Raw genomic sequence first — 14,044 nt, 5'->3', positions numbered from 1 at the left:
CGGTAGAACGGCTTGTCCGCCAAGACGAGTCGTTTACCACGGGAGCTCCGCTGTCCGGTCAGTGTGTCATCACCCGCGAGATCGCGGTAGCCGAAGGTGTCTTCGCCCCGGGCCATCTGGGCGAGTTGACGCAGATCGTGCCGTTCGAGATGGTCGACGAGGTCCTTGCCGAGTGCGGCGCGGTGCAGCAGCGTCTGAGGAAATTGCTCGCGCGGGTGGTGGTCTACCTGCTACTGGCGGCCGCGCTGTTCGAGGAGTGCGGATACCCGGCCGTGTGGTCCAAACTCACCGGCGCGCTCGACGCCGTGCCGATACCGAGGATCACCGCGACCGCGTTGTGGCACGCCCGTACGCGACTTGGCGTGCGTCCACTGCGGGCCCTGTTCAACCTGTTGCGCGGGCCCGCGAGCGCGATCCGCACCACCGGCGCCCGTTGGGCCGGCCTGCTGGTCGTCGCGATCGACGGCACCAGCCTGGACGTGCCGGACGCCCCCGCCACCCGTGCCCGCCTGGGCAAGGGCTCCAACCAGTACACGACCGCCGACTACCCGCAGATTCTGCTGGTCGCGCTGGTCGCCTGTGGCACCCGGGCCGTCATCGACGCGGTCTTCGGCCCCGGCACCCACGGCGAGAGCACCCATGCCAAGCGCCTCGCCCGCTCCCTGCACGCTGACATGATCGTGCTGCTGGACCGAGGCCTGTCCGGCAACCCGCTCCTGGAAACCGTCGCCGACACCGGCGCCGCCTTCCTCGCCCGGCTGTCCGCCGCCCGCAAGCCCCCCGTCCTGGGCCGCTTCCCCGACGGATCTTTCCTGTCCAGGCTCGGCTGGGTGGAGGTCCGCATCATCGAGTGCGAGATCACCATCGCCACCACGGCCGGACGGCACGCCGGCGTCTACCGGCTGGCCACCACTCTGCTCGACCGCCGCCGGTATCCCGCCTTCGAGTTCAAGCTCTACCATCAGCGGTGGGAGATCGAGTCCGCCTACTTCGCGATGAAGAAGACCATGCTCGGCCGCCGTGTCCTGCGGGCCCGCACCCTGCCAGGCGTCGCCCAGGAGATCTACGCCCTCCTGGCGGTCTATCAAGTGATCAGGATCGCCATCGCCGACGCCACCGGGGCCGTTCCCGGCACCGACCCCGACCGAGCCAGCTTCAGCGTCGCCCTCCAGACAGCCCGCGACCAGGTCATCCAGGCCGCGGGCGTGATCGCCGGCACCGTCATCGACCTGGTCGGCGCGATTGGACAAGCCGTCCTGGACCGGCTCATGCCCACCCGCCGCCTGCGCATCAGCCCCCGCGCCGTCAAACGCCCGCTATCTCGCTACGCGTACAAGGGCCTGCGAGTCGACCGACGCACCTACAAGGCGATCATTAGCATCGACATCCTGCTGACAGAGCCGATCAGCCCGTAACTTCATGGCCTTGGCCTAAAGACCGGGATTCCCTGCGAAGATCCAGGGATCGGGGTGGAGCGCCGCGACGTGGTGTTCATCCAGCTCACCCTCGTCCGCGGTCGCACCGAGGAGAAGAAGCAGGACCTCTACCGCCGCATCGTGAAGAACCTCCAGGCCGACGCGGGGATCCGCCCGCAGGACGTGGCCGTGACGCTGACCGAACGACCGCGTCGACTGGTCGTTCGGCGACGGCGTGGCCCAGCTCGTCGCGCCGTGACCGGACGGGCGGACGAAGGTCAGAGCGCGGCAACCGCAGCCGGATCGAGCTCGAAGCCGAAGAGTTCGGCGTAGGTGTCGGCCAGCTCCTGGGGCTTCACCTCGTGCTGCCGCCGTTCGCCGCCGTCGTCGGTCTCGATCAGGGTCCGGCTGCTCAGCGTGACCCTCCCCGTCGCGGTGCGCAGGGTGCAGACGGTGTTGCGGGTGAAGTGGGACTGCGGCGAGGTCTGATTCCACCAGCATCCGAGCTCGAAGTCGCCCAAGGTGCGCGGTCGTGTCTCCAGGAGGTACTGCGGCACGTCGCCCTTGAGCACCACCAGGTCGTCGGCGTGGGCCTGGTGGTGTTCGGCGATCCGGTAGACCCCGGTCGGATCGCTCTGCTCGGTGCGGACGTCGAGACGGAGCGGGTGATCGGTGTGCCGTCCGAAGCCGACGTCGACGAGCCAGTCGGTGCCGTCCTGGCAGGTGACCGCCAGGGCCAGATGGTCGAAGAGCGGACCGTAGCCCGTCTCGCCGTGCACGCGGGCGGCCAGCAGTGCGCACCGATAGCCCAGAGCGGTCAGCAGTTCGGCGAACAGGCCGTTGAGTTCGTAGCAGAACCCGCCCCGACGCCGGACCACGACCTTCTCGAACAGCGCCTCAGGAGTCAGCACGACCGGCTCCTTGAGGTGAATGCTGAGGTTCTCGAACGGGACGGCGCGCAGATGGTCCAGATGCAGCGCCCGCAACGCGTCGGGGTCCGCAGCCGCGGGGCGAGGGGCGCGGATCCGGTCGAGGTAGGCCGTTACCTGGGCATCAGTGAGGGGCATGGGACGGTTCTCCCACATCGGGGCCGGTCCCGCCATCAGCCATTGGCCCTACGACCCGGCGAATCCCGACGCGGCGTCACCGGGCGCTCCGGCACCCGCCACGGGCACGGGCACGCCGCAGGTCGCCCCGCCGAGGGTTTTCCGAGGGGTGGGTCGCGCCCCCTGCAGGCCTGTGGCGTGCGCCGTCCCGGTGAACCGTCGACGGGCCTGCGCGATGTTGATCTCATCATCGGGTAACCAGGAACGGCAGCAGCCGACAGCACGTCAGGGAGACCGCGATGGACCAGAGCGCCCATGTCCGGCCACCGTGGACGGCCGCTGTCCAAGCCCCCACCTGCGGGAGTATCCGCGTCGTCGGCGCCGCCGTGACGGGCAGACAGAGGTGAACGCCCTGACCGTGCGCGCGCCCTCGCCCGGCGCGCGCCCCGGGGGCGGCAGGAGGAGACGCCTGCCCCGCTGCGCGGCCGGCACGGTTCTGGTCTGCGCACTGCTCGCGGGCTGCTCCTCCCACACCGAGGCCGAGGCGCACTTCCGGCCCTGGCGGACCATCACCCCTGCGCCCCGCTCGCCCGCAGCAGTCACCGCGAGCCCCGCCGCACGCCCGGCGCCGCCGCCACGGCGCGTCTCCTCCGACGTCTCGGTCGCGTCCCTGGACCGCCTGCTCGGCCAGGCGCCCGGGCACGTGGCCGTCGCCGTGGAGGACCTGGCCGGCGGTCGGACGCTGGTCCGCGGCGCATCCGCCAGGGCGTTCGTCAGTGCCAGCATCGCGAAGGTCGACATCCTCGCCGCGCTGCTCCTGGAGCGTCAGGACGCAGGAGCGACCGGGCTGAACGCCGGTCAGCGGGCCCTGGCCACACGCATGATCCAGGCCAGCGACAACGCCTGCGCGGACCGGCTCTTCCGGCAGGCGGGCGGCGCCTGGGGCATCGGTCGGGCGAACCGCAGGTTCGGGCTGACCGGCACCGCTGTGCACACCCTGCACTGGGGGCTGACCACCACCACCGCCGGCGACCAACTGCGGCTCCTGCAGCAGATCTTCACCAGCCGTTCGGCACTGACCCCCGCGTCCCGTTCCTTCATCCAGCGCCTCATGGGCCAGGTGGAGGCCGACCAGGACTGGGGTGTCAGCGCCGCCGCCGACGGGCGCCACGCCCTCAAGAACGGCTGGCTTCCCCGGCCGGACGGCACCTGGACCGTCAACAGCATCGGTGGCGTCCGCCACCGCGATCACCTGCTCCTGATCGCGGTCCTCTCCGACCACGACCCGTCCGAGAGCGCGGGCATCACCTTGATCCAGACCCTGGCCAGGGCCGGCGCCCAGGCGGTCACCGGGGCCTGATCCCGTGTCGGCACCCCGGTGCGGGGCCGTGTCATGTCCTGATCGTCCTGATTGGCCGTCGGCTGCCGCCTCCGGGCCAGTATGTCCCGATTGCCTGACAGGGACAGGTGGCTTCTGCTGCACTGTTGACGACCGCGGTCCTGTCCGCCCGTCACAGGGCCGGCGGTTGTTCGTCATGCCCTGGGACGGGCAGCGAAGGGGGGACCTTGTGTCCAGAGCATCCAAGCGGGCCGCGCTCGTCGCGGCGTCCGCGCTGATCGTGGGCTTATCGCCGGTCGTGGCTGCGCAGGCGGCCGCACCACCCGCTCCGCCGTACCAGCAGTGCCCGGCCGTCGGTGCCGCGCCGGGCTGCGAGATCATGCTGGTCGTCAATGCCGACGGCTCCGTCTCGGTCCAGGGGGACCCGTCGGTCGGTCCGTACGACGGCAGTGACGACACCCTGGTCGGCATCGTCAACAACTCCGGCAAACCCGTCACCGCCGTGACCGTGTCGGGCCCGGGCTCCGACCTCTCCGGCTTCGACGGCGACGGGATCTGCAGCGGCGCGTACGGGGCCTGGGCTGGGTCCGCCTCCTGCCCCTACGGGCCCACCGGCTACGAGGGGCCCGGCACCTCCTTCGTGACCAGCCCGTCGCTCCCGGACTCCGCCGAGGTCGACTTCACCGGCGGGCTCGCCCCCGGCGGTTCCGCCTACTTCGCGTTGGAGGGGGCCCTGACCTCGGCCGAACTGACGGCCCGGCAGGGACCGCTCGGCTGCGACCCGGTCGGCGGCCCCGCGGGCGGCGTGCCGGACTACTGCATCCCGCAGGACTGGGACGTGCACACCGCGCCCGGTTCCGCCATCGGTGGCGTCGAACCGCTCAATCTGATCATCAGCGCCCGCTCCACCGTCCCGGCCTCGACGATCCTCGCGGCCATGCCGGGCTGGAAGCCGGTCGACACCGGCACGCCGGACACGACGCCCAAGGGCTGCCTGTCGGCGGAGACCGGCCAGGTCACGGGTTCGACGCCGGTCACGCAGGACGCCTCCTGGCGGCTCGACGGCTGCCTCGGTGGCAACTGGCTGTCGCTGAGCGGCCGGGAGAACCACGCACGGCTGTGGCAGCAGCCGGTCCAGGGCTCGACGGTCGGGGGCGCCACCTTCGTCGCGGCGAGCTTCGAGACGGCCTGCGTGATCACCAAGACCGGCGCCGTGGTGACCCTCGCGGGTCACCTGCGCGACCTCGTCGGCGGCAAGCTCTGGCACTGCATCGACGGCAGCCAGGGCAGCTTCGGCAGCAACGGCTACAACAACGGCGCCAACCAGTTCCTGCTGGATCTGGAGAGCGCCGCTCGGCGGCAGCACTGGCGCGTCGACTTCCGACTCGACCAGCGTGCCGCCGGCACAGGTGGGCTGGGCGCGGACTCCGGGGCGGGGACAGGCCTCGGCCAGGTCCCCTACAGCGCCCGCGCCCTGGTGGTGACGGTCGGGCCCTGACGCGCAGCCCCACCCCGGGTTGTGCCGGGGTGGGGCCGTGCGGTGCTGCTTCAGGGCAGGTTCCTCCGGCCGGTGGAGATCCGTGCGCGGTGGAGCAGAAGCCGTTGCGGGGTGTCGGAGTCGGCGTAGCGGATGGTGGCCGGACGACCGCAGTTCCAGCAGCCGGCCTCCGCTCCGCACCAGGAGATCTCGCAGGTGACGCAGACGAAGTGCGCGGAATCGGGTGCCCGGCGCTGGGCGATGCCGAGCATCGCGAGGCGGGCGAGGTGACGCTGCTGGGGAGAGGGAGGGACAGGGCTGAGATGAGGCAGGGTGAGGGTCGGCATCATGGCAGGCCTTCCTTCTACTGACCTTCGTGTCGGGAGGGATCTTGCCCAAGGACGGCCGACTTCGATCCGCCCGGCCCGCTCCGGTTCGGCGGCCGTCGGCGCGGACCGCCCAGCCACGGTGATCTGGCGGCGGACGCGCGCGACGCGTCGATCGCGAAAGGTGGCCGCCTCCCGGTGTGGGAGGCGGCCACCGAGTCCCTCACGCGACCAGGACGCAACCGGGCCTGGCGGTGTGGCTCCACCGGTCGGCGGTCTGCAGGACCTCCCACCAGATCTCCGCGACCACCCTGGCGGCCGCCAGTCGGTCCGAGCCCGGGATCTCCTCCGCGAGCTCCAGATACTCGCTCACGCGTGCGGTGGCCTCGGCCACCGCCAATCGCAGATCCCCCGCACCGGAACCCTCCTGCTGTGCGAGTTGGATCCCCAGTTGATCGACCAGCTGCTGCAGCTGGGCATGACTCATCCCACTCATCCCCGAACCCCCCGTTCGAAACCCGGAGAGTCTAGCGTCCGCGCGGCTCGCAGCGCCGCGAAACCGGGCGACACGCTCATGCCGTAGGGTCGGGCGGTGACCAGCTCCGTGTCGGTTCCCGCACCCGTGTTCACCGAAGAGCTGCTGCTCGAGGGCTACGGAGGTCCGAACGCACGCTATGTGCGCGATCAGGCGCTCGGCGTCTACCAGGCGGTGCACGCCGGGTCCGCGATCGCCCCCGAGGACGTCGGCCGCCTGACGCACCTGCTCGCCGACCCTGAGGCCTTCGTCAACGAGCCGACCGAGCCCATGTCCCTGCGCGAGCAGAACCGCCGCTACATCACCGCGGCCCTCCTGGTCCACGCGTGCCGCACGGACGACCCCGACCTCGTCGGGCGGCTCCGGCAGGCCGCCCCCTCCGAGCTGTACCGCGTCGACCTGCGCCTGCCGCTTTCCGCGCCCTGCCTGCTCGCGCTCTTCGACCGCGTCGCGGACGAAGACCTGTCGGTCCGTCACGCCGCGATGCGGATGGCCGGCCACATCCACCGGCAGACGGACCTCACGCCGATCCTCGGCACCGTCGTCGCGGAGCTGGCCTCCCCGGAGCACGGTCGCAGCCACCGCCGGCTCGCGCCCGCCGACGGCGCACGCAAGGCACTGGTCGCCTACAGCCTGAACTCCGACGACCTCGACGGCCTGTGCGAGAAGGTCGCCGCGGCGGTCGACCCGTCCGCGCCGACCCAGGGGGCGCTGCGCACGCTTGCCGCGCTCCATGCGGTCGCCGAACAGTTCGACAAGGTGAGCGGACTGGTCGGACGGGCGAGCACCCGCGCCGCGCTCATCGGTGGGATCCACGACGCCGTCTGCGAGATCGCCTGGAACCTGGACCTGGCGAACCCCGTGCCAACCTCCACTACCCCTTCGCCGAGGCCATCACCACCGCCGAGAGCCTGGCCACCAACGCCGGCCACCGCAAGCAGGTGGAGGCCATCCGAAAGCGTCACAGTCGCCTCCGCCCCAGCGGGCCCGCGCCCGAGCGCCTGCCCTCTGCCACGTAGCAGCCGTGGGGTCATTCACCGGATGCGTACTCTGGGGCCGTGATCGATCACGGCGTCGCCCTGCCTCACTACCGTCTCCATGTCGTGCCTGCGGTCGTGGCGCTGGCCAGTCCGACCTGGCAGCGAGAGGTGTGGCTCGATCCGGACGAGTTCGAGGATCTTGACCACACCGTGCACGTGCTCTTCGACGACTTCTGCGACGCGCACCATCCTCGGCCCTGGCTCGGGCAGTGCCTTCGCAGCGAGGAGGAGGTCGAGCTGATGGGCCGTCTCGGCGCCGCCTACAGTGCCGTGCAGGACTCGGTCGGCGGCACCGCGCGCGACGAGGTGTACCTGGACTCGCCCGGCTGGCCGTCCGTGGTCGCCGCAGCGGCCCGGCTGGCCCAGGTGATGGTCGCCAATGATCACTCAGCGTTGAGCAAGCTGCACGACGCCGGCCACCGCTGGCCGCTCGACACCCGGCCCGTCGCGATGGAGCCGGGAGTTCCGCCCCTCGGAGTGTGATCCGGCGCTGGGCGGGGCCGCGCCGATCATCGTGCGCGCGGGGACGCGAGCCGCGCTCACTCGCTGTCTGCGGACTCCTGTGCTTGGAACACGACGGACCTCACGAGCTCCGAGGGAATGAACACCAGGCCGGCACCGGTCGTGCTGTACTCCTGATCGACGACGATCCACCCCGGCTCGACGCAGACCATGGCGTTGGCGAGCCGGTCGGTCTCGGTGTTGGCCCCCACGTCGACGGGTTCGCGGAGGGAGACGGTGGCGCGGTGGAACACTCGGTCGTGGCGCGGGTCGAATCGATTGCTCATACGGCAACCCTCTCGAACCTGCGCGCGATGTGCACACTCGACGCGCCAGGGCCTCCTACGGGCCCCGGGCCGGTCCGAGCGGACCGATCAGCTGATCCGGCCGACGAAGACGAACTCGTTGTACGTGAAGCTCTTGCCGAAGGCACGCGGCAGCGGAAACGAATAGCTCTTGCGCTCGGTCACGCCGAGCGCCTCCGCGTGGGCGCGGAGCCCGTCGGGGTCGACGAAGCGCACATGTGTGGCGTCGCTGGCGTAGCCGGCCTCCTGCGGGCAGATCAGGATGACCAGGCCGCCGTGCCGGATGTAGGGCAGGTAGCTCTTCAGGACCTGGCCGGCGAGGTCTGCGTCCATGTGTTCGAGCACATGCGCGCAGAGCATCGAGTCGAAGGACCCCTGCGCGAAGCGGCCCTCCTCGAGGAACTCGGTGTCGGTGAAGGCGTTGAACCCGCGCGAGCGGGCGGTCGCGATCGAGGTCGCGTTGTGGTCCACGCCGATGCTGTCGGGCCCCAGGGCCTTGAGGTTGCGGCCGACGCCGCAGCCGACGTCGAGCGTGCGGCCCGGCCGGAGCCGCCGGAGGTTCCAGTGGTAGGGGGCCTGGGTCGGTAGGAAGCGCTTGAGGCCGGCCTTCTCCAGGGTCACCAGCCTCTCGGTGTAGTCCTCACCGATCGTGCCCGGCTGTGCGGCGGCGTCGCCCATGTCTGTCGGCTCCGTTAAGGGGAGAAAAGAGGTCCTTTCGACAGGATTGGAACACCTCAAGGGTGCATCTGGATAGAAGCGGAGCGAAAGATTCAGGTCGCCGAGTGACACTTCCTGCCCGATCGGGTGACGTCAATGTCCGAAAAGATGGGCCTGATCTGCAGAAATCGGACGTTGACGACCCGCTCGGATCCTTTTGCGCAGGTTTGGTGTCCGCTTCGTGTCGGCGCCGCCCCGCAGACCCGCCGCCGTCGCTTCGGGCGGTCCGCGCGGGGCGGCGGGTCTGCGGGGTGTGCGTCGGGGATCAGAGCGCCGTGTGAGCGCCGGGCCGGGGATTCGTGAGGTCGGTGGCCGAGGTCTCCGTGTCGGCGCCGCGCTGCGGGGTGATCGCCGCAGCGTCCGCGGGCCCGGCCGCCGGACCGCGGACGGCGTCCATGACCAGGGCGGCGATCGCGGCCGCCGCTGAGGCGGCCGCCATGAAGACCCAGACGTGCTGGAAGCGGTTCAGCGAAGCCACGCCCGTTCCCAACAGCCCGACCATGATCGACGTGCCGACGACGAGGCCGAGCTGGCGGGCCATGTTGACGACGCCGGAGCCCGTCGACGCCTGGTGGGGCGGCAGGGCCGCGGTCCCGGCGGCGGTGAGCTGGGGGAGGGCGAGGCCGACGGCGATGCCGGAGACCACCCACGGGCCGAGCATCTGCGTCGCGTACGCGGGCTGGTCCCCGGTCGCGGCGGCCTGCCACACCGCGCCGGCGGCGAACAGCAGGCAGCCCAGCGCCACCAGGCGCCCGGCCGCCGCACGCGGCGCGAGACGGGTGACCAGCAGGGAGGTGACGGGCACCAGGGCGGGGCCGACGGCGACGGCCAGGCCGGTGCGCACCGCCGAGTAGCCCCAGTGCTCCTGCAGCCACAGGACGCGCGAGAGCAGGCCGATGCCGAAGGCGATGTTGAACAGCAACTGCGCGATGTTCGCCCAGGCGAAGGACGGGACCCGCAGCAGGGCGGGATCGATCACCGGGGCCTCGTGGTGGGTGATCAGCCGGATCAGGACGCCCAGGCCCACCGCTGCCACCGCCCACGCGGCGAGCTCGGGGCCGGAGGACCAGCCCCAGTCGTTGCCCTGGACGAGGCCGAGCACCAGCGCGCCCGTGGCGACGGCGATGACCGCGCCGCCGAGCAGGTCGGGACGCGGGGCGTCGGCGTTGTGGCGTACGTCGGGGACCAGCTTGATCGCGGCGAGGGTCAGTGCCAGTCCGATCGGAACGTTGATCCAGAAGGCCGCCTGCCACGAGATCTGCACCAGCCCGCCGCCGACCGCGGGGCCGAAGGCGGCCGCGACCGCGCCCGTCATCGCCCACAGCCGCGCTCCGGCCGCGCGGCGCTGGGCCGGGAGGGCGGCGAGGAGCAGGCCGAGCGCGGCCGGCGTCATGAGCGCGGCTCCCGCCGCCTGCAGCACGCGGAAGGCGACCAGCCACCAGACGCCCGGGGCGAAGCCGCAGGCCAGGCTGGCCAGCGTGAAGACGAGCATGCCGGCCACGAACCCGCCCTTGCGGCCGTAGCGGTCGGTCAGGCGGCCCATGGGCACCAGCAGCGCCGCGTAGACGACCGCGTAGGCGTTGAGGATCCAGCTCAGCGAGCCGAGCGAGGAGGTGCCGAAGTCGCGTCCGATCTCGCCGAAGGCGACGTTCACGATGAAGAGGTCGAGGCTGGCGAGGAACGCCGAGCCGGTCAGGATCGCGACCGCGAGCCTGGTGCGCCGAGGCTGACTATGCGTGGACATAGCCAGAGGTTAGGCCTCTGGCTATGGATTCGGCAAGCCAGGTCGTATGGTGGATGGCATGACCGTTCAGCTCGAAGGCAGGCTCGCGCGCCGGGGCGACACGCCGCTCGGCGACCGCTGCGGCATCGACCGCACCATGCAGCTCATCGGCAACCGGACGGCCATGCTGCTGCTCCGGGAGGCGTTCCACGGCGCCACCAGGTTCGACTCGCTGTACAAGCGGGTGGGCGTCACCGAGGCGGTGGCCGCGCAGCGGCTGCGGGAACTGGTCGCGGCGGGGGTGTTCACCAAGCAGCCGTACCGCGAGCCGGGGCAGCGCACCCGCCACGAGTACGTGCTCACCGAGGCCGGCCACGCGCTGCTCCCGGTGCTGACCGGGCTCCTGGAGTGGGGCGGGCGTTACGCGCCCGCGCAGTACGGCCCGAGCCCCATGGCCCACGCGGGCTGCGGAGAGGCGGTTCATGTGGAGATCCGCTGCGAGGCGGGCCATCTCGTCCCCGAGGAGGACCTCGTCCTCGGGCCCTCGCGCGACGTCTAGGCGGCGCGCCCGCGCCTGGGACTGCGACGGTGACGGCAGCGACGGCATCAGCGGAGGTCGACGCGGGCGGCCGAGCACCGGCGGCGTCGCGGATCTCCGCGTTCCCATGCCCGACCGGCAGACGCAGCACAGCGCTGCACGGGAGTATGACGGCATGTCCGACGACGCCCACGACTGCCGGAGCTACGCCGAGGCCGCCGCCGAGATCGGTATCGGCGCTCGCCAGGTGCGAGCCCTGGCGCTCACCCAGCATCTGGTCCGCTGCCCTTGGCCGGGCCACACGCGGCGGATCACGACGACCAGCGTCGAGTCGGAGAAGGCGTGGCGCTCACGTGCGCCCCGATGGCGGCGCGCGCTGCGCCCCTTCGCCGTCGCCGCGCACGTCGTCGTGGCCGTCATCACGGAGTCGCTCTAGAACCTCACCCGGAGCCGGGCCGGCCGAGTGACTGAGGTGTCTCGCTTGGACGGCGTCCCCAGGCGGAGATCAGCGGCGCGAGTGTCAGGTCGAGTTCGCCCGCCTCGATCGCCGCCAGGTGCGCGTCGATCTCGGCGTCGTCGGCCAGGCCGGCCGAGAGCAGCTCGCCGCGCACGTGCCGGATGGTCGCCGCCTCCAGCCGGTTGCAGGCCGGGCCGCCGACCGGGAAGGAACCCGCCGCCGCGACCTCCACCAGGCCGGCCTCGCGCAGGGCCCGCGGCAACGTCCGGCCGTAGCGCAGGTCCGCGCCGCGGCGCGCCAGCAGCTCCCGGAACGCGTCCCGCAGCCGGTTGGCCCGCTGCTGGGCGGGGCCGCTCTCGTCCAGGCATGCGAGTGGCTGCAGCGCGGTGTCGGCGTCCTCGACCAGCAGCCGACCACCGGGCCGCAGCGCGGCCGCCATCGTGGCCAACGCGCGAGCCCGGTCGGGGACATGGACCAGCACCAGCCGGGCGTGCACCAGGTCGAAGGTCCCCGGCTCCGGGGGCGGATCGGCGGCGACGTCGTGCCGGCGCACCTCGTACCCGGCGCCTTCCTTCAGCCACGACGGGTCGATGTCCGTGGCCAGCACGTACCCGGTCGGACCCACGGCCGCCGCGAGCGCCTCGGGGATTCCGGGGCCGCCCGCCCCCACCTCCCAGCAGCGTGAGCCGACCCCGACGCCCAGCCGATCGAAGTGCCCGCGGGTCACAGGGTCGAACAGCTCCGCCAGTTGGGCGAAGCGCTCGCCCGCCTCGACCCGCGCGTTGTCCAGCAGGTACCCGCGGCCGGGAGCGGAGTCCCCGCCTGGCGCGGTGGTCCCGCCGGTCTGCTCCGGTCGGCCTCCGGCGTGCGGCGGGCGGGGCGAAGACGTCATGACTCCATGGTCGACCTTCCCGAGCCTCCAGCGCCACGGCGACGCGGGAAGGCTGCCTCACACAGTCGGCGAACCCGCCCGCCCGACCGCACGGTGGTGCCCCCCGACCTGCCCCGGCCTGGCGGACCGTCGCGGGGGATGCGATCATCCACCGATCGAGGACGGTCCGCGATGACGACCGGACCGACGCCGAACGGGGGAGTGGAACGTGCCGAGCACCGAACTGAGCCGGAGCTACGAGATCGCGGCGGCGCCCGCCGATGTGGCGGCGCATCTGTCGGAGCCTCAGAACTACATCGGGCTCTCGCCGCTGCTCGTCGACGTGCGGGACGTCCGGCGCGAGGCCGATGTCACCCGCTACGTCGCCGTCGAGCGCTTCCGATTTCTCGGACTGGTGCGGCACGACAACGTCATCCAGGTCAGCCTCCGCACGGACGAGGGCCGGCTGCCGGACGAGGCCACGGTCAGCGGCGAGGTGACGAGTCCGGGCGGTGTGCGGATGGACTACCGCTTCGCCGTGCAGGCGCGTGGCGACAGCGGCTCGCTGGTGGTCGACACCTTGAGGCTGCACGCACCGTTCGGGCTGCTCCGCTTTGCCGCGGGGAAGGCAGGAGCGGTGCAGGAGGAGCGTGGCCGGGTGCTGGCCCGCCGACTGGGCGGCGGCAGCTGAGCCGACGGCTCACACGGGAGTGGGCCGACGCCCGCGTCTGTGAGGCTGCGACCAGGTGACTCCCAGGCTCCACCTACGCTCGGCGCCTAGCGTCGCGAAGCATGTCCAGCCTCCGGTTCTCCCTGCTCACTTCGGCGACGGTCCTGGTGGTGGCCGTCGGCGGCCTGGCCCTCGCGCATGCCACGACCGAGCACGGTCACGCCTATGCTGCGGCTGTCACCGTCTCCCCGACGGCCTCGGCCGCAGCTCCGGCCACGCCGACGCCCGCGCCCTCCATCCCTCCCTCCGCCTCTCCTTCCGCATCCGCTTCCCCTTCCGCCTCGGAGGACACCGCCTTGGACGCCGCATTGTCCAGCGCCGCCGGGCACGCAGCCGTGGCCGTGACGGATCTCGACTCGGGCGCGGTGCTGAGTGAGGGCGACGCCTCTCACGCCTTCGTGACGGCCAGCATCGTCAAGGTCGACATCCTTGCCGCGCTGCTGCTCCAGCACCAGGACGCGGACACCTCGCTCACCGCCGCGCAGAAGGCGCTGGCCGTCCGCATGATCGAGCAGAGCGACAACGACGCCGCGTCCACCCTGTTCACCGAGGTCGGCGGCGCTTCCGGACTGGACACGGCGAACCGGCGCCTCGGGCTGCGACACACCACGGCGGGCGCCGACGGCTACTGGGGCCTGACCACGACCACCGCCGCGGACCAACTGACGCTACTGCGTCAGATCTTCGGCACCACGACCGCATCGAAGCTGAGCGCGGCCTCCCGAAACTACCTGCGTTCGCTGATGGGTCAGGTCGAGACGGACCAGGACTGGGGCGTGAGCGCGGCGGCCGATCCGGGCGGCCCCTACGCGCTCAAGAACGGCTGGCTTCCTCGGACGGCCACCGGACTGTGGGTGATCAACAGCATCGGCCGGGTGGACCGCGACGGCCACCGGTACCTGGTCGCCGTGCTCTCGGACGGCAACAAGAGCATGGAGAGCGGTGTGACGCTGGTCGAACGGGTGGCCGCCGCCGCGGTGGGTCGCCTGACGGGATCATGATCCACCGGCGGCTTCCGAGTGTC

17 protein-coding genes are annotated in these 14,044 nt (G+C 71.8%); 10 read left to right on the top strand and 7 right to left on the bottom strand.

Going from position 1 to position 14,044, the window contains the following annotated elements:
- Positions 1–50 precede the first annotated feature (50 nt).
- A complete protein-coding gene (locus BS83_RS09370; RefSeq protein WP_332262394.1) occupies positions 51–1,415 on the top strand; it encodes an IS4 family transposase in 1,365 nt (454 codons plus the stop codon).
- Positions 1,416–1,442: 27 nt separating this feature from the next.
- Positions 1,443–1,748, top strand: coding sequence for a tautomerase family protein (locus BS83_RS48845; RefSeq protein WP_084713276.1), 306 nt, complete (start codon positions 1,443–1,445; stop codon positions 1,746–1,748).
- On the opposite strand, the gene BS83_RS09365 is transcribed toward BS83_RS48845, so the two are convergent.
- Entirely contained in the window at positions 1,694–2,482 is a 789-nt protein-coding gene (locus BS83_RS09365; protein WP_037608545.1) for an arylamine N-acetyltransferase family protein, read from the bottom strand. The genes BS83_RS48845 and BS83_RS09365 overlap by 55 nt on opposite strands.
- A 382-nt stretch (positions 2,483–2,864) precedes the next feature.
- On the opposite strand from BS83_RS09365, the gene BS83_RS09360 reads away from it, so the two are divergent.
- Together BS83_RS09360 and BS83_RS09355 are read left to right on the top strand one after the other, a co-directional pair.
- On the top strand, positions 2,865–3,821 hold the full coding sequence (locus BS83_RS09360) for a serine hydrolase (RefSeq protein ID WP_198035194.1): 957 nt from the start codon (positions 2,865–2,867) through the stop codon (positions 3,819–3,821).
- A 208-nt stretch (positions 3,822–4,029) separates the two neighbouring features.
- Complete coding sequence (locus BS83_RS09355) at positions 4,030–5,298, top strand: hypothetical protein (protein ID WP_037603383.1); 1,269 nt, start codon at positions 4,030–4,032, stop codon at positions 5,296–5,298.
- A 50-nt stretch (positions 5,299–5,348) separates the two neighbouring features.
- On the opposite strand, the gene BS83_RS09350 is transcribed toward BS83_RS09355, so the two are convergent.
- Together BS83_RS09350 and BS83_RS09345 are read right to left on the bottom strand one after the other, a co-directional pair.
- The gene (locus tag BS83_RS09350; protein WP_037603382.1) at positions 5,349–5,627 is read right to left on the bottom strand and encodes a hypothetical protein; all 279 of its coding nucleotides are present in this window, start codon (positions 5,625–5,627) and stop codon (positions 5,349–5,351) included.
- A 199-nt stretch (positions 5,628–5,826) separates the two neighbouring features.
- Entirely contained in the window at positions 5,827–6,090 is a 264-nt protein-coding gene (locus tag BS83_RS09345; RefSeq protein WP_037603381.1) for a hypothetical protein, read from the bottom strand.
- A gap of 105 nt (positions 6,091–6,195) precedes the next feature.
- On the opposite strand from BS83_RS09345, the gene BS83_RS09340 reads away from it, so the two are divergent.
- On the top strand, positions 6,196–7,200 hold the full coding sequence (locus BS83_RS09340) for a hypothetical protein (protein WP_157597095.1): 1,005 nt from the start codon (positions 6,196–6,198) through the stop codon (positions 7,198–7,200).
- Positions 7,197–7,661: an SCO4402 family protein gene (locus BS83_RS09335; protein ID WP_232248187.1), complete on the top strand. Its 465-nt coding sequence runs from the start codon at positions 7,197–7,199 to the stop codon at positions 7,659–7,661. The genes BS83_RS09340 and BS83_RS09335 overlap by 4 nt, the downstream gene beginning before the upstream one ends.
- A 56-nt stretch (positions 7,662–7,717) precedes the next feature.
- Here BS83_RS09335 and BS83_RS09330 read toward each other — a convergent pair whose 3' ends face one another.
- The 3 genes from BS83_RS09330 to BS83_RS09320 all read right to left on the bottom strand — a co-directional run bounded on the left by BS83_RS09330 (position 7,718) and on the right by BS83_RS09320 (position 10,445).
- On the bottom strand, positions 7,718–7,966 hold the full coding sequence (locus BS83_RS09330; protein ID WP_157597094.1) for a hypothetical protein: 249 nt from the start codon (positions 7,964–7,966) through the stop codon (positions 7,718–7,720).
- Positions 7,967–8,053: 87 nt separating this feature from the next.
- Complete coding sequence (locus BS83_RS09325) at positions 8,054–8,662, bottom strand: class I SAM-dependent methyltransferase (protein ID WP_037603378.1); 609 nt, start codon at positions 8,660–8,662, stop codon at positions 8,054–8,056.
- A 304-nt stretch (positions 8,663–8,966) separates the two neighbouring features.
- Positions 8,967–10,445 (bottom strand): MFS transporter, encoded by a 1,479-nt coding sequence (locus BS83_RS09320; RefSeq protein WP_084713274.1) that lies wholly within the window; start codon positions 10,443–10,445, stop codon positions 8,967–8,969.
- A gap of 58 nt (positions 10,446–10,503) precedes the next feature.
- Here BS83_RS09320 and BS83_RS09315 point away from each other — a divergent pair, with 58 nt between their 5' ends.
- Together BS83_RS09315 and BS83_RS09310 are read left to right on the top strand one after the other, a co-directional pair.
- The gene (locus tag BS83_RS09315; protein WP_037603377.1) at positions 10,504–10,983 is read left to right on the top strand and encodes a winged helix-turn-helix transcriptional regulator; all 480 of its coding nucleotides are present in this window, start codon (positions 10,504–10,506) and stop codon (positions 10,981–10,983) included.
- A gap of 154 nt (positions 10,984–11,137) precedes the next feature.
- The gene (locus BS83_RS09310; RefSeq protein ID WP_037603376.1) at positions 11,138–11,398 is read left to right on the top strand and encodes a hypothetical protein; all 261 of its coding nucleotides are present in this window, start codon (positions 11,138–11,140) and stop codon (positions 11,396–11,398) included.
- Between the two features lie 4 nt (positions 11,399–11,402).
- Here the strand turns inward: BS83_RS09310 and BS83_RS09305 are convergent, their stop codons facing one another.
- Positions 11,403–12,311 (bottom strand): methyltransferase domain-containing protein, encoded by a 909-nt coding sequence (locus BS83_RS09305; RefSeq protein WP_084713273.1) that lies wholly within the window; start codon positions 12,309–12,311, stop codon positions 11,403–11,405.
- Between the two features lie 208 nt (positions 12,312–12,519).
- Between BS83_RS09305 and BS83_RS09300 the strand changes: the two genes are divergently transcribed.
- On the top strand, positions 12,520–12,981 hold the full coding sequence (locus BS83_RS09300; RefSeq protein ID WP_037603375.1) for a hypothetical protein: 462 nt from the start codon (positions 12,520–12,522) through the stop codon (positions 12,979–12,981).
- A gap of 101 nt (positions 12,982–13,082) precedes the next feature.
- Positions 13,083–14,021, top strand: a complete 939-nt coding sequence (locus BS83_RS09295) for a serine hydrolase (protein WP_063774140.1) — start codon at positions 13,083–13,085, stop codon at positions 14,019–14,021.
- Positions 14,022–14,044 lie beyond the last annotated feature (23 nt).

Origin of the sequence: Streptacidiphilus rugosus AM-16, assembly GCF_000744655.1 — a bacterium.
GTDB classification, from domain to species: domain Bacteria; phylum Actinomycetota; class Actinomycetes; order Streptomycetales; family Streptomycetaceae; genus Streptacidiphilus; species Streptacidiphilus rugosus.
This window is presented reverse-complemented; position numbering and strand designations above follow the sequence as displayed.

What these genes read in the sequence shown, in the direction of transcription:
- BS83_RS09315 (WP_037603377.1), top strand. Translation starts at nt 10,504, where the DNA reads ATGACCGTTCAGCTCGAAGGCAGGCTCGCGCGCCGGGGCGACACGCCG.
- BS83_RS09320 (WP_084713274.1), bottom strand. Translation starts at nt 10,445, where the DNA reads ATGTCCACGCATAGTCAGCCTCGGCGCACCAGGCTCGCGGTCGCGATC.
- BS83_RS09330 (WP_157597094.1), bottom strand. Translation starts at nt 7,966, where the DNA reads ATGAGCAATCGATTCGACCCGCGCCACGACCGAGTGTTCCACCGCGCC.
- BS83_RS09345 (WP_037603381.1), bottom strand. Translation starts at nt 6,090, where the DNA reads ATGAGTCATGCCCAGCTGCAGCAGCTGGTCGATCAACTGGGGATCCAA.
- BS83_RS09325 (WP_037603378.1), bottom strand. Translation starts at nt 8,662, where the DNA reads ATGGGCGACGCCGCCGCACAGCCGGGCACGATCGGTGAGGACTACACC.
- BS83_RS09305 (WP_084713273.1), bottom strand. Translation starts at nt 12,311, where the DNA reads ATGACGTCTTCGCCCCGCCCGCCGCACGCCGGAGGCCGACCGGAGCAG.
- BS83_RS09310 (WP_037603376.1), top strand. Translation starts at nt 11,138, where the DNA reads ATGTCCGACGACGCCCACGACTGCCGGAGCTACGCCGAGGCCGCCGCC.
- BS83_RS09350 (WP_037603382.1), bottom strand. Translation starts at nt 5,627, where the DNA reads ATGATGCCGACCCTCACCCTGCCTCATCTCAGCCCTGTCCCTCCCTCT.
- BS83_RS09295 (WP_063774140.1), top strand. Translation starts at nt 13,083, where the DNA reads ATGTCCAGCCTCCGGTTCTCCCTGCTCACTTCGGCGACGGTCCTGGTG.
- BS83_RS09365 (WP_037608545.1), bottom strand. Translation starts at nt 2,482, where the DNA reads ATGCCCCTCACTGATGCCCAGGTAACGGCCTACCTCGACCGGATCCGC.